The organism is Ureibacillus xyleni (genome assembly GCF_900217795.1).
GTDB lineage: Bacteria > Bacillota > Bacilli > Bacillales_A > Planococcaceae > Ureibacillus > Ureibacillus xyleni.
In genome coordinates this window covers 64,648-84,336 of sequence record NZ_OBMQ01000017.1, presented here as the reverse complement: position 1 = coordinate 84,336, position 19,689 = coordinate 64,648, and the positions used below count along the sequence as shown (strand labels likewise).

19 protein-coding genes, 5 tRNA genes and 1 rRNA gene are annotated in these 19,689 nt (G+C 35.3%); 21 read left to right on the top strand and 4 right to left on the bottom strand.

What is annotated here, in order from left to right; genetic code table 11:
- Positions 1-151 precede the first annotated feature (151 nt).
- The 15 genes from rrf to CRO00_RS18190 all read left to right on the top strand — a co-directional run bounded on the left by rrf (position 152) and on the right by CRO00_RS18190 (position 11,730).
- Positions 152-267, top strand: a 5S ribosomal RNA gene (rrf, locus tag CRO00_RS18260).
- A gap of 155 nt (positions 268-422) precedes the next feature.
- A tRNA-Asn gene (locus CRO00_RS18255) sits at positions 423-497 on the top strand.
- 96 nt (positions 498-593) lie between these two features.
- Positions 594-668 (top strand) — tRNA-Glu (locus CRO00_RS18250).
- A gap of 27 nt (positions 669-695) precedes the next feature.
- Positions 696-771 (top strand) — tRNA-Val (locus CRO00_RS18245).
- A gap of 12 nt (positions 772-783) precedes the next feature.
- Positions 784-867 (top strand) — tRNA-Tyr (locus CRO00_RS18240).
- Positions 868-876: 9 nt separating this feature from the next.
- Positions 877-951: transfer RNA gene (locus tag CRO00_RS18235), tRNA-Gln, on the top strand.
- Positions 952-1,109: 158 nt separating this feature from the next.
- Positions 1,110-2,015: an arginase gene (gene rocF, locus CRO00_RS18230; protein ID WP_097075104.1), complete on the top strand. Its 906-nt coding sequence runs from the start codon at positions 1,110-1,112 to the stop codon at positions 2,013-2,015.
- A 148-nt stretch (positions 2,016-2,163) separates the two neighbouring features.
- Positions 2,164-2,727, top strand: coding sequence for an RNA polymerase sigma factor SigW (gene sigW / locus CRO00_RS18225; RefSeq protein WP_097075103.1), 564 nt, complete (start codon positions 2,164-2,166; stop codon positions 2,725-2,727).
- A gap of 11 nt (positions 2,728-2,738) precedes the next feature.
- Positions 2,739-3,347 (top strand): anti-sigma factor family protein, encoded by a 609-nt coding sequence (locus tag CRO00_RS18220; RefSeq protein WP_097075102.1) that lies wholly within the window; start codon positions 2,739-2,741, stop codon positions 3,345-3,347.
- Between the two features lie 233 nt (positions 3,348-3,580).
- Positions 3,581-4,417, top strand: coding sequence for a diadenylate cyclase CdaA (cdaA, locus tag CRO00_RS18215; protein ID WP_097075101.1), 837 nt, complete (start codon positions 3,581-3,583; stop codon positions 4,415-4,417).
- Positions 4,410-5,456, top strand: a complete 1,047-nt coding sequence (locus tag CRO00_RS18210) for a CdaR family protein (protein ID WP_097075100.1) — start codon at positions 4,410-4,412, stop codon at positions 5,454-5,456. Before cdaA ends, CRO00_RS18210 begins: the two co-directional genes overlap by 8 nt.
- Positions 5,457-5,528: 72 nt before the next feature.
- On the top strand, positions 5,529-6,881 hold the full coding sequence (gene glmM / locus CRO00_RS18205; RefSeq protein ID WP_097075099.1) for a phosphoglucosamine mutase: 1,353 nt from the start codon (positions 5,529-5,531) through the stop codon (positions 6,879-6,881).
- A gap of 122 nt (positions 6,882-7,003) precedes the next feature.
- Positions 7,004-7,528, top strand: a complete 525-nt coding sequence (locus tag CRO00_RS18200) for a type 1 glutamine amidotransferase domain-containing protein (protein ID WP_097075098.1) — start codon at positions 7,004-7,006, stop codon at positions 7,526-7,528.
- A 750-nt stretch (positions 7,529-8,278) separates the two neighbouring features.
- The gene (gene glmS, locus CRO00_RS18195) at positions 8,279-10,081 is read left to right on the top strand and encodes a glutamine--fructose-6-phosphate transaminase (isomerizing) (protein WP_097075097.1); all 1,803 of its coding nucleotides are present in this window, start codon (positions 8,279-8,281) and stop codon (positions 10,079-10,081) included.
- A 767-nt stretch (positions 10,082-10,848) separates the two neighbouring features.
- Positions 10,849-11,730 (top strand): helix-turn-helix transcriptional regulator, encoded by an 882-nt coding sequence (locus CRO00_RS18190; protein ID WP_097075096.1) that lies wholly within the window; start codon positions 10,849-10,851, stop codon positions 11,728-11,730.
- A gap of 137 nt (positions 11,731-11,867) precedes the next feature.
- Here the strand turns inward: CRO00_RS18190 and CRO00_RS18185 are convergent, their stop codons facing one another.
- Positions 11,868-12,254, bottom strand: a complete 387-nt coding sequence (locus CRO00_RS18185) for a hypothetical protein (protein ID WP_097075095.1) — start codon at positions 12,252-12,254, stop codon at positions 11,868-11,870.
- A 264-nt stretch (positions 12,255-12,518) separates the two neighbouring features.
- Between CRO00_RS18185 and CRO00_RS18180 the strand changes: the two genes are divergently transcribed.
- From CRO00_RS18180 to CRO00_RS18165, 4 genes are all read left to right on the top strand, one after another.
- On the top strand, positions 12,519-13,085 hold the full coding sequence (locus tag CRO00_RS18180; protein WP_097075094.1) for a TetR/AcrR family transcriptional regulator: 567 nt from the start codon (positions 12,519-12,521) through the stop codon (positions 13,083-13,085).
- Positions 13,086-13,183: 98 nt separating this feature from the next.
- On the top strand, positions 13,184-14,041 hold the full coding sequence (locus CRO00_RS18175) for an SDR family oxidoreductase (RefSeq protein WP_097075093.1): 858 nt from the start codon (positions 13,184-13,186) through the stop codon (positions 14,039-14,041).
- Positions 14,042-14,061: 20 nt separating this feature from the next.
- Positions 14,062-14,769: an FAD-dependent oxidoreductase gene (locus CRO00_RS18170; RefSeq protein WP_097075092.1), complete on the top strand. Its 708-nt coding sequence runs from the start codon at positions 14,062-14,064 to the stop codon at positions 14,767-14,769.
- Positions 14,770-14,806: 37 nt separating this feature from the next.
- Positions 14,807-15,283, top strand: a complete 477-nt coding sequence (locus CRO00_RS18165; RefSeq protein WP_097075091.1) for a glutathione peroxidase — start codon at positions 14,807-14,809, stop codon at positions 15,281-15,283.
- A 120-nt stretch (positions 15,284-15,403) separates the two neighbouring features.
- Here CRO00_RS18165 and CRO00_RS18160 read toward each other — a convergent pair whose 3' ends face one another.
- Positions 15,404-15,943: a GNAT family N-acetyltransferase gene (locus tag CRO00_RS18160; RefSeq protein WP_097075090.1), complete on the bottom strand. Its 540-nt coding sequence runs from the start codon at positions 15,941-15,943 to the stop codon at positions 15,404-15,406.
- Positions 15,944-16,892: 949 nt separating this feature from the next.
- Here CRO00_RS18160 and CRO00_RS18155 point away from each other — a divergent pair.
- Both CRO00_RS18155 and CRO00_RS18150 read left to right on the top strand, forming a co-directional pair.
- Entirely contained in the window at positions 16,893-17,516 is a 624-nt protein-coding gene (locus tag CRO00_RS18155) for a hypothetical protein (RefSeq protein WP_097075089.1), read from the top strand.
- A 338-nt stretch (positions 17,517-17,854) separates the two neighbouring features.
- The gene (locus CRO00_RS18150; RefSeq protein ID WP_097075088.1) at positions 17,855-18,448 is read left to right on the top strand and encodes a hypothetical protein; all 594 of its coding nucleotides are present in this window, start codon (positions 17,855-17,857) and stop codon (positions 18,446-18,448) included.
- A gap of 203 nt (positions 18,449-18,651) precedes the next feature.
- On the opposite strand, the gene CRO00_RS18145 is transcribed toward CRO00_RS18150, so the two are convergent.
- Together CRO00_RS18145 and CRO00_RS20225 are read right to left on the bottom strand one after the other, a co-directional pair.
- Positions 18,652-18,924 carry a hypothetical protein gene (locus tag CRO00_RS18145; RefSeq protein WP_237658474.1) on the bottom strand — a complete coding sequence of 91 codons (273 nt, stop codon included), beginning with the start codon at positions 18,922-18,924 and terminating at the stop codon, positions 18,652-18,654.
- Between the two features lie 215 nt (positions 18,925-19,139).
- Positions 19,140-19,313 carry a hypothetical protein gene (locus CRO00_RS20225; RefSeq protein WP_161946738.1) on the bottom strand — a complete coding sequence of 58 codons (174 nt, stop codon included), beginning with the start codon at positions 19,311-19,313 and terminating at the stop codon, positions 19,140-19,142.
- Positions 19,314-19,689 lie beyond the last annotated feature (376 nt).

The following is a 19,689-nucleotide window of genomic DNA, read 5'->3' as shown; positions in this document are numbered from 1 at the left end:
GAGGTAGATAGGTTCGAGGTGGAAGTGTGGTGACACATGGAGCTGACGAATACTAATCGATCGAGGACTTAACCAATTTTAGCTTGAAGTTTGTAAGTCAATGTCTTTATCCAGTTTTGAGAGAACAAGCTTCTTTCAACTAAATATGTAGTCTAGTGATAATGGCAAAGAGGTCACACCCGTTCCCATACCGAACACGGAAGTTAAGCTCTTTAGCGCCGATGGTAGTTGGGGGCTTCCCCCTGTGAGAGTAGGACGTTGCTAGGCTCAAAAAGTCGTTGCTGATTAGCTCAGTAGTGGCTTTTTTTATAACTCTTAGGAATATTGCAAAAAAATAAATAATTTAGTAAAAAGTACTTGTAAAAATAAAAATTCTGGATATAATAATAAATGTACTTAACCAAATAAATTATTATTAACGTTCCGAAGTAGCTCAGTGGTAGAGCAACCGGCTGTTAACCGGTTGGTCGTAGGTTCGAATCCTACCTTCGGAGCCATTTTTTTTCGAAAAAATTTCATTTGATAAAAAAGTGTTGTGCTTCATTATTAAATCTGTTATAATAATTCATGTCGGTTAAGAGATTAACAATTTAGGCCCGTTGGTCAAGTGGTTAAGACACCGCCCTTTCACGGCGGTAACACGAGTTCGAATCTCGTACGGGTCACCAAATATAATAACACTCTACTATAATAATGGAGGATTAGCTCAGCTGGGAGAGCACCTGCCTTACAAGCAGGGGGTCGGCGGTTCGAGCCCGTCATCCTCCACCATAGTGTTATTACGGAGGGGTAGCGAAGTGGCTAAACGCGGCGGACTGTAAATCCGCTCCTTCGGGTTCGGCGGTTCGAATCCGTCCCCCTCCACCATTTTATTGCTGGGGTATAGCCAAGCGGTAAGGCAACGGATTTTGATTCCGTCATGCCTAGGTTCGAATCCTAGTACCCCAGCCATCTAAAAATTAATACATACAATAGCTCAATCCTTTACTCATTAGAGTAGAGGATTTTTTTGATTTTTAGTTTTTATTTTTTTATACTGCATGAATGGTCAACTGTTGGCTAATTTTCAATTTTATATATAAAATAGATGACACAGGGAGGGTGTTAACATGAAAAATAACAAAATTTCAATTATTGGGGTACCATCAGATTACGGGCAACATCGCCGTGGAGTTGATATGGGTCCAAGTGCCATTCGCTATGCAGATGTAGTAGAACGATTAGAGGGACTTGGATATGAAGTGTTAGACGAAGGAGATATTTTACTTAAACATGATAAAGTTAAAAAACCACAAAATACTCAGTTGAAAAATCTAGATGAAGTTATTGAGGTTAGTACGCAACTTTCAGATAAAGTACAAGATGTTATGGCAAAAGGAAGGTTTCCTCTTATTTTAGGTGGGGATCACAGTATTGCTATCGGAACTCTTACAGGATTAGGAACAAAGTACAAAAACTTAGGTGTTATTTGGTATGATGCGCACGCAGATTTGAATACACCTGAAACTTCTCCATCAGGAAATATCCATGGTATGCCTTTAGCAATTAGTTGTGGCCTTGGGGATGAGCGGTTGGTTAATATCGGTGGATACGGACCAAAGGTTAAGCCGGAAAACATAATTATTATCGGCGCACGTTCCGTTGATCCTGGCGAGAGAGAGTTAATTAAAAAGCACGGGATTAAAGTATATTCGATGCATGAAATTGACCGAATGGGTATGACAAAAGTAATTGAGGAATCTATTGAATACTTTAAAATGAGACAAATAGATGGTGTACACTTATCGTTAGACTTAGATGGTATTGACCCACTGTATACACCAGGAGTAGGGACGCCTGTGCCAGGAGGGATTACTTATCGAGAAAGTCATTTAGCAATGGAAATGTTGGAGGAAGCAGGGTTCATTACTTCAGCTGAATTTGTGGAAGTTAATCCAATACTGGACGAGCGTAATAAAACAGCAGAGGTAGCCGTTGCATTAATGGGCTCATTACTAGGTGAGAAGTTAGTATAGTGTATTTGGCTTATGATCTAAATGGCTAAATATACTAAAAAAGCCATTATTAGTAACAAAAAAATTTTGATATAATAAAAAAATTAACGAAACTTTTTAAAACTTGTTACGTAAATAGATAGTAAGCCAAGTAGGAGAGGAAACACAAATGGATGCGTTAGTGAATAAAAGAATAAAGCAAGTGCTAAAAGGTGATCAAAACGCATTTTCAGATGTTGTGACTCTCTACCAGCACAAGCTTTACCAAATCTGTTTTCGTATGCTGGGGAATAAACAAGAGGCTGAAGACATTGCTCAGGAAGCCTTTGTTCGAGCATACATAAACTTACATTCTTACGATCAAAAAAGAAAATTTTCAACTTGGCTTTACCGTATTGCAACAAACCTATGTATTGACCGGATTAGAAAAAAGAAACCAGACTTTTATTTAGATGCAGAGGTTGCTGGAACAGATGGACTAGATATGTATTCACATATTGCTGCAACAGACCAATTGCCAGAAGACGCGGTAGAGCAAATGGAACTTCAAGATCGTATTCAATATGAAATAAGCAGATTGCCTGATAAGTATCGATCAGTTATTGTATTAAAATATATAGAGGAGCTACCTCTTCAAGAAATCAGCGAAATTTTAGATATGCCTTTGGGGACTGTAAAAACGAGAATTCATAGAGGTCGTGAAGCTCTAAGAAAGCAATTAAACAATCTATAGGAGGGAAGAATATGAGTACGTGTCCACAAAACATTGTTGACTATATGCATGAATATTTAGATGGCGATATTAGTCGTGATCATGAACAACAACTTAAGAAACATTTACAAGCTTGCTCGGATTGTCAACAACATATGCACCAATTAAGTGACACGATTGCTTTTGTTAAGAGTGCAGCGCATATTACAGCACCTCCAAATTTTGAGGAACAAGTAATGAAGCGTCTGCCGAAAGCCAAACAACGGTTAGGCGTGCAAAAATGGTTAAGAAGACATCCAATCATTGTAGCAGCAGCAGTGTTCTTATTCTTCATGAGTGCTACATTATTAAGCAATTATCCAAATGATGAATTCTCCGTTACGAAACAACCAAATCTAGTTGTCGATGGTCAAACGGTGATTGTGCCTGAGGGTGAAGTTGTAAAAGGTGACATAGTAGTGAAAAATGGCGATATTGTTATCGAAGGAGAAGTTGACGGTAATGTAACGGTCATTAATGGACAATATATGGCTTCTACAGCAGTAGTAACTGGACAAATTGAAGAAATAGATGAAACATTTGAATGGTTATGGTACGAAATGAAGGAAATGGCAAATGATTTTATGTCACTATTTGAATAAAATTAATAAATTAATCTTAGTCTACTCAAATGAGTAGACTTTTTTCTTGGAAAAGGCTAGATTGTGCAAAATATGGTATACTAATTTTACTTAATGAAGATTTTAAATTTTAGTAAAATGTATGTAATTTAGGGTTCTATAAAATTAATTCTCCTTGAGAAGGAACTTTACGTAATAACATGAAGTTGTATTAGATATAAATGAATTAGCAAGGAAAAAGTGGGGGATGCCACGTGCAAATGATTGAGCAGTTTACAGACTTAACACCTGTAAATGTTGTATTTAGTTTTTTGGATGTACTGCTTGTATGGTACGTAATATATAAATTATTAACCCTCATTAAAGGGACGAAAGCTGTTCAATTATTAAAAGGTCTCTTTGTTATCATTTTTGCAAGATTTGCGACAGTTATTTTTGGACTTGATACCCTCGGCTGGCTACTCCAAGAAGTAATTGATTGGGGATTTTTAGCCATCATCATTATTTTCACTCCTGAAATTCGTCGTGCTCTTGAACAGTTGGGCAGGGGGAAAATATTCCAACGCTCCACGGGTCAATTAGAGGATGAACAAACAAGGTTAGTAGAAGCAATGAAAAAAGCCGTAAGTTATATGGCAAAACGACGAATTGGTGCATTAATCTCCCTTGAGAAAGAAACAGGCTTGAATGAATATATCGAAACTGGAATCAAATTAAATGCAGAAATTACAAGCGAGTTATTAATCAACATTTTTATTCCGAATACTCCACTACATGACGGTGCCGTAATTGTACAGAAAGATAAAATTTCTGCAGCTGCTTGTTACTTGCCTCTATCTGAAAGTACTTTCATTTCCAAAGAACTAGGTACAAGACATCGTGCTGCTGTTGGATTAAGTGAGGTAACCGATGCAATTACAATTGTGGTCTCTGAAGAAACTGGAGCAGTGAGTTTAACAAAGAATGGCAATCTTTATCGAAACCTTACAATTGATGAGTTTGAGGCACAACTAAGAAAAATGTGGTTTGGACCTGAACAAGATTCAGAAATTGCCCCTAAGTGGAATTGGAGGGGGAAAAAGAATGGATAAACTATTTGATAGTTATTGGGTTCTAAGGGTTACAGCTTTAATATTAGCAGTTTTACTCTTCTTTTATGTAAAGGCTCAGATGGATACAAGTGAGCAAGCAACAAGTGCAAATTCACAAATGGATATTATTACTGCTGTTCCACTTGAAGTATATTATGATTCTGAAAATCTGATTGTTTCAGGATTGCCTAAAACAGTTGATGTCACAATTGAAGGACCAATGGCAATCGTCCTACAAACAAAATTAAAAAGAGATTTTAAAGTGTTTGTAGACTTAAACTCACTGATGATTGGTCGACATCGAGTAACAATACAACATGAAAATTTCTCGGAAAAGGTAGATGTGACCATTGATCCTAAAATTGTTGATATAGTAATCGAAGAAAAGGTAACGAAAGAGTTACGTATTGATCCCGAAATGAATAACGGATTAATTGCAGAGGGATACGAATTAATAAGTATGAATCCTGAGCCATCTACGGTATTTGTTACAGGTGCGAAAAGTGTTATTGAGGACATTAGTTATGTAAAAGCAACCGTTACTGGTGAAAAAGGAATTAACGCTTCATTTGAACAAGAGGCTGCTGTGAAAGTTTTGGATAGTAGTCTAAATAAACTTGAAGTAACCATTGAGCCAGAAGCGGTTAATGTCAAAGTCGATATCCGAGAGTATAGTCGGGAAGTCCCAGTTATAATTCGCCAAAGGGGTACACCGCCAGAAGGTATTACAATAAACAGCTTGAGGCCCGATACAGAACTGATAAGAGTTTATGGTCCAAAATCTATTATTGACGCGCTATCTGAACTACCCGTAGAATTTGACATATCTGACATAGAGAATTCAGGTAGTTACGAAGTCGATTTAGTAGCACCTAATGGAACCACTAAGCTCTCTACTAAGAAGATAAAAATTAATGCCAATGTAACTAAAGATAATAATACAGAAACGAACGAACCTGTAGAGCAACCTGTAGAGGAAAACGTAGAAGAAACGGATACAGAAAATCCAGCCAATGATGAAGAGAGTACAACTCAGTAAATAAGTTTTGAGTTGTTCAGAGTAATCATAATCGAAGCATGGATTGTCTAGCATTGAAGGAGAGAATAGGTTATGGGAAAATATTTCGGAACTGATGGCGTCCGTGGTGTCGCAAATTCAGAGTTAACGCCAGAGTTTGCATTTAAACTTGGACGAATCGGTGGCTATGTGCTGACAAAACATTCTAAAGAACGTCCAAAAGTAATAATTGGACGAGATACACGCATTTCTGGCCATATGTTAGAAGGAGCACTAGTTGCTGGCTTACTTTCCATTGGAGTTGAAGTAATGCGTTTAGGTATCATCAGCACACCTGGTGTTGCATATTTAACACGAGTAATGAACGCAGATGCAGGTGTTATGATTTCTGCATCCCACAATCCAGTAGCAGATAATGGTATTAAATTTTTCGGTCCAGATGGGTTTAAACTAACGGATGCACAAGAAGCAGAAATCGAAAATTTAATTGATGTTGAAGATGATACTTTACCACGTCCAATTGGTGGAGACTTAGGAAGTGTTAGTGATTACTTCGAAGGTGGTCAAAAATATCTTTCTTACTTAAAACAAACTGTGGAAGAAGACTTCTTAGGAATTCACGTAGCATTGGATTGTGCTCATGGTGCAACTTCACAACTTGCTACACACCTATTTGCAGATTTAGAAGCTGATATTTCATCAATGGGTTCTTCTCCAGATGGTTTAAATATTAATGAAGGTGTAGGTTCAACACATCCAGAAAAACTTTCAGCGTTTGTTCTAGAGCGTGATGCCGATGTTGGACTAGCTTTTGATGGTGATGGAGATCGACTAATTGCTGTAGATGAAAAAGGAAAAATTGTAGATGGTGATCAAATTATGTTCATCATCGGTAAATATTTAAATAGTAAAGGTCGCTTAAAGAAAAATACGATTGTTTCTACTGTCATGAGCAACATCGGTTTCTACAAAGCACTAGAAGATAACGGGATGACAAGTGTCAAAACAGCAGTTGGAGACCGTTATGTTGTGGAAGAGATGCGTGCCAACGACTACAATCTTGGCGGAGAACAATCCGGACATATCGTATTCCTTGATTTTAATACAACGGGTGATGGCTTATTAACGGGAATCCAGTTAGTAAACATCATGAAAGCAACGGGTAAACGACTATCTGAGCTTGCATCAGAAATGACGATTTTCCCTCAAAAATTGGTAAATGTACGTGTAACAGATAAAAATGCTGTAACACAAAATGAAAAAGTTGCAGCAGCGATTAAAGAAGTAGAAGATGCAATGGGTGGCAATGGCCGCGTTTTAGTACGCCCTTCTGGAACTGAGCCACTTGTCCGTGTAATGGTGGAAGCTGCAACAGAAGAAGAATGTGAAAGCTACGTTAACCGTATTGCCAATGTCGTACGTGAACAATTGGGATTAACAGACTAATGATAAAATCCAGCAACCAAAAAGGTGAGCTGGATTTTTAAATTCACTTCCCCTCTTAACGTTTATTTCACATTCAAAAAGGACATAGTAATGTTGATAAACTGTATAGAGGAGTGTTGAAAATGGCACGAATAGCAACGTTAATTACAGATCTTTTTGAGGATATTGAATATACAAGTCCAAAAGAAGCGTTAGAAGAAGCTGGACATGAAGTAGTAACAATTGATAAAGAAGGAAACAAAGCGGTAAGAGGGAAGCAAGGAGAAGCACGAGTTGAAATTGATTTTGGGATTGAAGATGTAAATCCAGGTGAATTTGACGCACTATTTATTCCAGGTGGCTTTTCGCCAGATTTATTGCGTGATGATGATCGTGTAGTGGCATTTGCCAAAAAGTTCATGAGTGATATGAAACCTGTATTTGCAATTTGCCATGGACCACAACTACTAATTACAGCTCGTTCATTAGAAGGGCGCGATATTACTGGCTATAAATCAATTCGAGTTGATTTAGAAAATGCTGGTGCAAACTATCATGACGAAGAAGTATTCGTTTGTCAAAAGCAACTTGTATCAAGCCGCACACCAAAAGACCTTCCAGCTTTTAACCGTGAAATTGTCAACCTGTTGAAAGAAAAGGGATTATAAGAAAGAAACAAACAAACACGAATCCACTAGGGCGTTATACTCTAGTGGATATTTTTTCAATATGGTCAAAATGAGTGAATGATTGACGGAACCGAGCATATTCTGTATGATGAAGGTGCTTGAAAAAACGGCTTTCAAACATATTCCAATTTTTCAAGCGAGCGCACAAAAGGAGGGTAAAATCGCGCTATACAAGTAAAAGGAAAACAATGATAGCGCCTGAGCTAAGGAAATCGGACGAAACATAATCCTTAGTTGACGAGGTGGAGGAGTATCGAACTTTCGGCGGATACCTCCCGATCGCATGCCCGATTGTTATTTTCGTTTTTAAAACAAAGAAGCAATTTTTTGGACAGCAAAACGAAAAGGCAAATATAAAAAAGCAATATTAATGAATCAATGCTTATTTTAGGTAAAGGATGTAAGTAGACAGAATCCTACCTAAAATATAAGCTGTATTTTGTAGGGCACTGAAAAAGTCGATTTTAATAAATTTTTATAATAAAAATACGCTCAGATCTTTTAGGAAGTGGGATTCACGAAGACTCCTACGGGAACAGCTTGAGCTGAAGACCCCGCAGGAGCTTGCGACGAGGAGGCTGAAGCCAAGCCCGTGGAAAGCGAAGTGAATCCCACCTTCTATTTAGAAGCAAATAATTACTATAAATTTTTATCGGTATTTAGTTTTTCAGTGGCTTCGTATTTTGCATTGTCTTTTTTATTGATATTGCTTACTCGGAGGAAAACAAAATGTGTGGAATCGTAGGATATAATGGCGGATTAGACGCAAAGGAAATATTATTAAAAGGATTAGAAAAACTAGAATACCGTGGATATGACTCAGCAGGTATCGCAGTTCGTAACGAAGAAGGTGTTACTGTTTTTAAAGAAAAAGGCCGTATTGCTGATTTACGTGCATCTGTAAATTTAAACGTATCGGCTGATATTGGAATTGGTCATACACGTTGGGCTACTCACGGAGTACCAAACAAATTAAATGCACACCCTCATCAAAGTACTTCTGGTCGCTTTACACTTGTACACAATGGGGTAATTGAAAACTATCATCTATTACAAAAAGCCTATTTAAAAGGCATTCAAATGCAATCTGATACAGATACAGAAGTCATTGTTCAGCTAGTGGATCTATTCGCCAAAGAAGGCTTATCAACAGTTGAAGCATTCCGTAAAACATTATCTTTATTACACGGTTCATATGCCCTAGCATTATTAGACCAAGAAGATGAAGATACAATTTATGTAGCGAAAAATAAGTCACCTCTTTTAGTAGGTGTTGGTGAAGGTTTTAACGTTGTAGCATCAGACGCGATGGCGATGTTGCAAGTTACTGACCAATTTATCGAACTACGTGATAAAGAGGTTGTATTAGTTCATAAAGACAAAGTTGAAATTACAACATTAGATGGACGTGCGGTTGAACGCAAACCTTTTACAGCTGAACTTGATGCTAGTGATATTGAAAAAGGCACATATCCTCACTACATGCTAAAAGAGATGGATGAGCAACCTGGTGTTGTTCGTAAAATTATTCAAGAATATAGCAATGAAGCTGGCGAATTGACAATAGATGACCAGATTTTAGAAGCTATTAAAGCAGCAGATCGTTTATACATTATTGCTGCAGGTACTAGCTATCACGCAGGTTTAGTAGGAAAGCAGTACTTTGAAAAGCTTGCTGGTATTCCAGTTGAAGTGCATATTTCAAGCGAATTTGGATACAATATGCCACTTTTATCAGAAAAGCCGTTATTTATTTTTATTACTCAATCTGGTGAAACAGCAGATAGCCGCCAAGTACTGGTAAAAGTGAAAGAGCTTAACTATCCAGCACTAACAATTACAAATGTGCCTGGTTCAACACTTTCTCGTGAAGCAGATTACACATTGTTGTTACATGCAGGTCCTGAAATTGCCGTTGCTTCTACAAAAGCTTATGTTGCTCAAGTTGCGGTATTAGCAATTGCTGCTTATGTAACAGGCAAATCCCTTGGAAAAGGTGTAGTTCTTGATCTAAAACAAGAGCTAGCGATTGTCGCAAATGGTATTCAAACAATTGTGGATTCTAAAGACGAATTAGAGCAAATTGCAGAAGATTATCTAAAGATTGCACGCAATGCTTTCTTTATTGGACGTAATCTAGACTTCTGTGTAAGTGTAGAAGGTGCATTAAAACTAAAAGAAATCTCCTATATTCAAGCGGAAGGTTTTGCAGGTGGAGAGTTAAAACACGGAACAATCGCCCTAATTGAAGAAGGCACACCTGTATTTGCACTTGCAACACAAGAGCAAGTGGCTTTAAATATCCGTGGAAATGTGAAAGAAGTTGTTGCGCGCGGAGCAAACGCATGCATCATTTCGATGGAGGGCTTAAACGAAGAAGGCGACCGATTAGTGATTCCAAAAGTGCATACACTTTTAACACCACTAGTAGCAGTCGTGCCGTTACAACTAATTAGTTATTACGCTGCTCTTCACCGCCGCTGTGACGTAGATAAACCACGTAATTTAGCAAAGTCGGTAACGGTGGAGTAATCAAACTTATAAGATATTATTTGAATGTCTGCACACAACTCAATCGTACCTTGCACAACTAAGTTGCACCCGACACAACTTAGTTTTACCTTATGCAACTTAGTCGTACCTAACGAATTGTTCAAAGGATTGAAAAAAGCCATTGTCTTCACCCAATAAACTCGCTCCTGACCAAAAAAACTCGGTTCAGGACAAAAAAAGTCGGGAGAGTAGAAACAAGGATTAAGGAAGAAATAGGAATTATAAGAACGGGAATAAAATTGAAAAAAGTCAGAAGGAATAAGGGTTTTCGAGCCTTTATTCCTTTTTCTTTTACCCTAAAACCTAATCCCTTAACTCTACTACGCCTCTACTTTGGAACGACTTTTTTAGTCCAAAACGGTTGTAAAATCTGAACAAAAATTAGATGAATATGGGGAAAATGCAGGAACGACTTTTTTAGGCGGAGAATATTGGAAAATGGCTTGAAGTGTTGGGAGAGTAAGAGTTGGTAAGGTTTAAGGGGGAAGGGGAGTTGGAACGACTTTTTTGGGTGGATACATAGTAGAGCGTAAGGGTTTAGGGATTAAAGGGATGAATAAAATTTATGATACCGCTTCTTTCAAAATAATGAACATAAATTTAAAAAGAGCATTCAAGTGTCTCAACATAATAATACCACTTCTTACACAATAAAAGCGTTCCTCAAGAGCTTCGAATAACAAAGCAATATATGTCAAAAAAACAATTATTCCTTTTGTTATATTATTTGTAAGGAGGTTCATGAAATGAGCTATAGCCCCATCATTCAAAAAACGATTGAGTATATAGAGATGAACTTACATGAAGAGTTATCTTTAGAAAGCGTTGCTCAGTTCGTAGGATTCTCAAAATACCATTTTCTTCGTATTTTCCAAAAGGAGGTTGGCGTGACTGCATCTGAATATATTCGGTATAGAAGAATTGCCAATTCAGCTAACATGCTACTTTATTCAGATGAAAAAATCATAGAGATTGCTTTCTATTATCGCTTTGAAACACAAGAATCATTTACACGTTCATTTAAAAAATATTATCAATTACCACCAGGGCAATATCGTAAAATCATGGGTAAATTAACCATACAAAAGGAGGAAATCAATTTGAAAAATGAACAATTACTAAAAGGTTGGAATTTAAGCGGTAGTCATCCGTTTAATTATAAGATGGGAATTGATAGAGAAAACGTTCATAAGGGAAGAGCATCTGGATTTTTAAAAGCTGTTACTGTCCAATCGCAAGGTGAATTCGCAACAATGATGCAACAATTCAAGGCAGAAAAGTATCTTGGCAAAAGGATAAAACTTTCTGGTTTTATTAAATCAAAAGATGTTGATGGATTCTGTGGATTTTGGATGCGTGTAGATGATTCACTTGGAGATGTATTGCAATTTGATAACATGAGTGATCGCCCAATTGTAGGGAATAATGAGTGGAATCATTATCATATTGTTTTAGATGTGCCTGAAAATAGTGCGGTCATTGCTTTTGGTGTTTTACTATCGGGAAATGGGCAAGTATGGATTGATGAACTTAAATTTAAGGAAGTTGATAAACAAACACCAACAACTAACATTGATTTTTCTTCTGATTTGTTAGAGGAACCTGTCAATTTATCATTTGAAGAGTAGGAGTAGATACTTCTAACGGCTTTAATGAAAAGTTTTTTGCATCTCGGTCGTATTAAAAATTTTGGACATCAAGATACCGAAGGTAAAATGAAAAGCTTAAGGATAAACCTTCGGTATCTTTATGCTCGTAAAAGGTATCATATAGTTGATGTTGACTGTGGTAAAGTATCCGACTGTCTAATAAAATTCGTCCTATCAATTAATAATCTGCCATGATTGATAAGCTGAACTTCTTTGAAAAACTGTGATTTGTTTTTGTTATACATATCAAATAATGTAAAAAAAGATTTAGGCTGTAATTTGAACAACAGACGAACTTCTTTATCATCATGACATAAAGTTAAACAGTAATTGGTTTGCTCATCTTCATCTAATCCAATAAGGAGTGAGTGTCCTGAATCACTTAGCAATTCGATTAAACCATTTTTAGTTATGATGCTGTACTCTCCCCAGTCACACACTTTGACAGCGAAAACATTCTTAGTAGTGCTGTGATAACTAAATGCTTTAATTTTAAAATCCATTTTTTAAAACCTCCAATATTGATTGAATAGATAATTGAATTTTCCTATAATTAGGTTGATGCGATATTGTGAGTGTCGTATCCAGTAACTGAACTTTAATGGTTTGGTTCACAAAAAGGTTATTTTTTGCGAGAGGAATCACCCCGCTTAACAGCTTTGGGTGGTTCTTTTTTGATTAGTAAATTGATATTGTTGACACAAATAAAACTTTTTCTTATGATGTATGTAGACCAGTTGTTATAATTTTTGGAATGAGGTAATAAAATGAACGAGAAGGAAAGTACAAAGGATAAGATCATTAAAACAGCATCCCGACTCTTTCAAATGCAAGGTTATCACGCAACAGGACTTAATCAGATTATTAAAGAGAGTGGTTCGCCTAAAGGGTCATTATATTACTATTTCCCTGATGGAAAGGAACAACTTGCCTTGGAATCATTACAAGTGACAGCTAAATTTGTTTTAGATCAGATTGTAGATGGATTACAGAAATCATCTGAACCTGTAATGGCAATTCAGAATCTTATTAATGATATGGCTGAACGTTTTGAAAAAGAAGGATGTAAAGGTGGAGTTCCTGTTGCATCTATCGCACTTGAAACATCTTTAATTAGTGAGCCGTTAAGAAATGCTTGTCAATTAGCTTATTTTAGTTTTCAGGATGCTTTTACACAAAAGCTGATAAGCTCTGGTTTAGAGGAAAATAGAGCAATAGAATTAGGCATTGCAATCAATTCAATGGTTGAAGGAGCATTCCTTTTATCCTTCACAATGGGAAATAGTCAACCATTAAGAATGGTTGCAAAACAGATACCAGTTCTTCTTAAATAGTAGAGACTGGTTTCTTTTGGTTAATTAATATATAGACTGGTCTAATTATTGTTATCAGCTTTTATTATAGAGAATAAATAAAATTCGAGAGAAGGATTATGATGAAAGTATTAGTAACAGGTGCATCAGGTAATGTAGGCAGGTATGTTACGGAGAATTTGTTAAAAATGGGAGAACGAGTAGTTACTGCTGGAACCAATACTCAAAAATTAATAGATTTGTTTCAAGATAAGGTCGATCCAGTTTACTTTGACTTTACGAAAAAGAAGACCTTTAAGAATGCACTTGAAAATGTGGATCGGGTATTTCTAATTAGACCACCTCATCTTGGGAAACCAGAGGATTTGTATCCTTTTATTGATGCGATGAAAGACTACAACATTAAGCTTGTTTCATTCCTGTCTTTAATGGGCATAGAGAAAAATACAATCCCACCGCATCATAAAATTGAAAAGTATATCGAATCTTCACAAATTCCATTTGCTCACGTTCGACCAGGGTTCTTTATGCAAAACGTTTCGGGTGTTCATTCCACTGAAATAAGGGAAATGAATAAAATATTTATTCCAGCAGGAAACAGTAAAACAAGTTTCATAGACGCAGAAGATATTGGTCTTTCTGTTGCAACTTTACTTCGCAATCCAGAAATATATAAAAACACAGCTCATACCATTACTGGTGCAGAGGCTTTAGATTATTTTCAAGTTGCAGAAATCTTGAGCAGAGTTACAGGAAGAAAAATTGAATATGCAAAACCAGGGTTTTTAAAGTATAGAAGGCATTATATTAAAAAACGTGGATTGGAAAAAGCATTTGTAAATGTTACTGTGGCGTTGTATTTTATGACAAGGATGGGGACAGCAAAAGATGTTACAGATGATTTCATTAAGCTGACTGGCAAGAAACCACGTACTTTTGAAGAGTTTGCAATTGCAAATATAGATAGTTTTCAATAAAGGAAAAAGGGGATGGAAGAATGGGCTTTATTCAAGATATTTCGCCAATATTCAAAAAGTGGGAGTTGGAATTTTTAGAAAGTTATAAGGAATCTGATGGGGTATATACATTTATTTTTGAAAAAGAAAAGGGTTTAAACTGGAACGCAGGACAGCATGGAGTTTTTAGTATTATACACAAAAAAATTCAAAAGCCAACAAGACCGTTTAGTATTGCATCTGCTCCAGAAGAAAGTACCCTCAAAATTACGATGGGGATTAGTGACCAACCAAGTGAGTTTAAGAAAGCCATGTTAGAACTATCTCCTGGGATGAAAATCAGTATGCGTGGCCCAATTGGACCTCTCTATTTAGATGATAAAAGTCCATCACTTCTAATCGCAGGGGGCATAGGAGTTACCCCATTCAGATCAATATTAAAGCAAATTGAAATAGCGAAGAGTGAAATTAGAAATCCGATAACACTACTCTATATAGATAGCAATAAATCATATATCTATAAGAACGAACTTGATGAAGTAGCTAAAAATACATCTATAATTGTAAACTATCTGGATTCAAGAGATAACTTATATCAAGAGATAGATAGATTCACAACAATGCATAAAGAAAATGGAATTTATTACATTGCAGGGACAAAGACAATGGTTGATTCTGTATCGGTCTATTTAAAAGGTCATGATATTTCAAAGAGAAATATAAAAAAGGATGTCTTTATGGGATATTAGTAAAAATATTGTGATCGCATTGAGAAGAGGGATTATTATGAGTATTTATGAATTTTCAGCTCGTTTGATTAATGGAGAAGAGAGGTCATTAAGTGACTATGAAGGTCATGCACTGTTAATTGTTAACACAGCAACAAAATGTGGATTTGCTCCTCAACTGAGAGAATTGGAAGAACTATATAAGAGATATAGGGATAATAAATTTATAGTATTAGGCTTCCCATGTAACCAGTTCGGGAGTCAGGAACCAGGATCAGATGAAGAGGTTGCAGAGAGCTGTCAATTAAATTTTGGTGTCAGCTTCCCTTTGTTCAGTAAGATTGACGTAAAGGGAGAAGAAGCTCATCCACTGTATAGGTATTTAACAAAGGAAAAAAAGGGTTTGTTAACAGCGGATATTAAATGGAATTTTACTAAATTTCTTATAGATAGACAGGGAAAAGTCATCAAACGATACGCACCAACAACTTCCCCTTCGAAAATAGAGGAGGATGTAAAAAGGTTATTAACATAAAAAATAATAACAATTCGAGATTAATTATTAAAATAATGGCTCTATGTTGATAATTAAAAATTAAGGGAAACCCTATTAAAGTTTTTGGGTTTCCTCTATTTCAACGCATCCTCTAATTGCTTATTCAAAAAATACACTTGGATATTCCACAACCCCTGAAGCATTATTGAGAGCATTTTCACTTAGTTCTTTTGCCATAAATGTTTCATCTGGCACTTCAAAAGGTGCTTTTATTCCCCATAAGGATGCTTTTTTGAAGCCAAACTTCGGATAATATTCTGGATGTCCCAAAACAACAACGGAGTGGTATCCAAGTTCTTTTGCTTCTTTCAATGCTTCGGTAATTAAAAGTCCACCTATTCCTTTGTTTTGATACTCTGGTAAGACAGAAACAGGTGCGAGGGAAAGTGATTCTATCCATTCATTGTCGCCTTTACTAATTTTCACCTTAGACAAAAGAATATGTCCCAAAATTTCGTTATTATCTTCATTTGTTGCCACTAATGATAGTTTTGGAATGAACCCCTTGGACTTTCTTATTCGGGAAACTAACAGATGTTCTTTTTGGTCGCTGTGTTCTGCATTGGCGAATGCATTCTTTACAATCATTTCAGTTAAATCGTAATCATCTACTTGCTCTTGCCTAATCTTCAAGTTCATATTTGATAACTCCTATTCCAATAAACGACTTTAATATCGCTAATATTATACATTATATTTTTCTTCTTCCAAATCTCCTGTTGAATAAGAACTACACGTTGAATTTTAACAGCCTCATACGAACTCTTGTTCTTGTGTTGATCATATCAAGAATTGGAACAGTTATCAAATATCAATATTTACCTTTAACAGAGCAAAAAATATAGAAGAAAATTAACAAATAAGGAATACTATGAGTAATAAACGGTAAAGTAGAATATTCCAGGTTTTAAAGGTAAAAGGTTTAAGGTCGAAAAATTTAGTTTTTGTGCAGTGAAATACTTGAAAGTGGTTTATTTTACATATGTAATAGTTTGGTTATAATTATGTTGATACGATATTGCGAGTATCGTTATCACTAACCGAACTGTTTGCGTTCGGTTCGCAAAAGTAGATCCATGTAAGAGCTACCCCGCATACCAGGCTTCGGGTAGTTCTTTTTTTGTGCAAAAACATCATCAATAGAGTTAGGATTTTAACTGCAATGGATATTTTTGGATAATTTTATTCAAAACTATTGACTATCTGAAATATACCAGTTATATTATGACTACAGGCAATACTTTTTATATATTTTGATATTTTTAAAGCTAATTTTACTTAGATTATTCAATTTCATACGTTTAACTTTGTTATTTCCGAGGGGGGTATTATGCCCATTTCAGAACAGAGGTTAGGCGTTTGCATTGATGTCTAAGTAAAATTAGCTTTTTTTGTTCCTTGAAAACTGAATAACTTTCTATTTACCTATTTGTCCTTTTACATAGTTGAATTCCACCCTAATTAGATGGACTTCAACGAAATAATGAAGAGGAGTGATTTATCATGAGTAATTGATAAACTAAAAATTTTTATTATTTGGCTTTTTGAAAGAGAAACGAAACTTAACTAAAATTGGAGGTAATTTTTAATGAATAACAATGTAATTGAATTTGAAAAATGGAAAGAGTCTAATGAAGAATTATTAATGATGCAAAGTGAATCAATCAAAACTATAATTCCAGTAGTATTCGTGTATGGCGATGATACTGGTGAATTGTTTGGGACTTTGAAGCTTTTTGGAACAGAAGAGTTAGCAAGTATTGAGGTCCTTAGAAGGGAAATAAAAGAGCAAGAGGAAGCCATAATGAAAGGATTTAATAAATATGGAGATGAGATTGAGGATGATGAGATCAACCCTTGGGGTGAAGATGAATTCATTGTCTGCAAAGAAGGTATTTTTCATTGGGATTGGAAGCTTGAGGATTATGAATACTTTGGACAAGTTGAAGGATTTGTTAAGAAGAAAGTTGTCACTATGCTAAAAGATGTAGTTATTTATTATGGAGTTGAACACATCCACTTGTATCGGGGTGCTTCGTACCATGTAAGTGGGGAATATATTGCCTATGATAACGAGATGCAACCACTTGTAATGCTTAGTATTAGCCCAGAAGGGTGTATCCCTATAGCCGTTCCGTATGAAAAGGAAAAGTTAACAATTTTTGAGGCGGATTTTGCTGTAATGAACCTTTTGAGTATGGAAGAAATATAATTATTGTTTCAAAAAATTTTTGAATAGCATTAGTAGTATGTAAAAAGGGAGAACCTTTCGATTATTGTATTTATCTACAATGATTAAAAAGGTTCTACATTTTACTACTATTGGAAACGATTATACAGATTCATAGGATAGATTCTAAATAAGCACCATCCCCTGATTCATTTGCTGAATGGTCGTTATATGGGGATGGTTATTGCATAAAAATAATAGATTGGACAAAAAGGATTCAGTGCAGGTAAGTTCAATAGTCTGCTATTGACGTATAAATGGTTCTTTACTATAACTAATATGGGAGACATTGGCATAACCAATCATAATTTTCTATTTTTTTGAAAACAGTAGGAAAGGAAGATAATAAAGTGGAATCGAAGGCGATACTATTTTCTTTGACGATTGGAAGAAGAGCATTAGAATTTCAAGTTGAACAGGAAATTGAAGGTTTGGAAGGTTATTTTGAGCATACTGTTTATGTTATCCCAAGAAATCAAAGAGAGATACTGGTAGAATTTGAACAACGATTATACAACGAATATAAAAATTCATCTATATGCCCTGTTTGGGGCTCGGATTGGGATAGTTATGAATTAGAATGGAATGAAGAGATGACGGGGAAAAGTTTTATTCATGTTTTTATGCTTTCAAATCAGCGTAATGAATTTTTGAAAAAACTTAATACGGTTTATAAAAAAGAATACGAGCAAATTAAAAAAGAGATTATTGAAACCTACGATGACAATGTTGCACGCTTTAAAGAAGGGTATGAGGAAGCATTTCCAGAACATCCTCTCAACTTTGAAGAAATCATTCCTTCAAAGCAAGAGTATGAGGAAAGTTTTCAATTGCTGGATTTCGAGTTAGATTATGATTTTAGCTCGAATGAGTATTTCTTAGAGAAATTAAAGGAATATAATGCAGTTAAATAAAAATCACTCTTACAATGACTTTAATAACCATATTTTATTTCGGCAATTTAAAATGCAGTTTACGTCAAATGTTTTATGAAAAAAAGAGCCTAAATATACAAGAAGTGTTCCTTGTATATATTAGGCTCTTTAGTTTTGTTCATATTGCATTAACGCCCTCGTTAGTTTAAGTGAAACAATTCACAGTTCAATAAGAAGTGTAATTACCTATTCAATTGCTTATCAAGTATATTCAATAACCTTTTTTGAGCACTTTCATTACGAATAATTTTTTTTACTCGATAATTGCTTTGTAAATAAGCTCTTACGTATTTATTTGAGAAAAACAAACTACGATACTTTTCGTCTTCATATATCCTTTTAAACCAACCTTGCTGTTTTAATAGTTCAATGTTTTTGTCAATTTTTCTTGTATTTAAACCTGTATTACTACCGTATAGGAATGAACCTAAAAAATAAAATATAAAGTCAAACAATGCTAACCAACCCCAGTGTTTTTTGCCTCTTTAATTACCCTGACTTCAATATAGTATGCAGTAGTTAGATAAATCAAACTGGAAACTGTTTTTGTTTATCATAATTTGCAATTAACATTCCTAATCCAGATAAGACACCAAAACCAAGCGATTGAATTAACAAAGGTATTATTCAACTCTTCCTTTAAGACTAATTTCTTTCAACAAGATTGTATCTACTGATTTCGCTTACGGATTAATTTATATACGATATATATAATCCCGAAAATTAGAAATGAATATGCTATGACAATAGACTCTTCTACTTCTTTAAAGTCCCTATCCTGAGTAATCATTAAAAGTACAATACCTGCAATAATCATTACAATGCCGATAATATATCTTCCCATTTTATCACTCCCCATCAAATAGGGTTTCTTAATCAATCTTTCTTATACAAACCTCCACCGTTAGTTGCTATTAGAATATTATCAAAAATACTCCAAATAATACTGACACTAATCCGATAAACCATATAAATAAAGACCACGCTTTGATTCCCGAAAAGACCACAGGGAACTGCCAACCTACTAAATCTGATATTAAATCCCCTAATGCTTCCATAAAGGTCTCTTCGGGGTTTCCCTTTTTCCATAACCATTTTGAAATGAAAAATAAGATAATACCAATTCCGATAAGAATAATTCCGTTAAGAAAAGCATTCACCACCTTATACTTTAATTATCAGTATAAAAAGGATTGTAGCAACAACCCTTTCTTAAACTC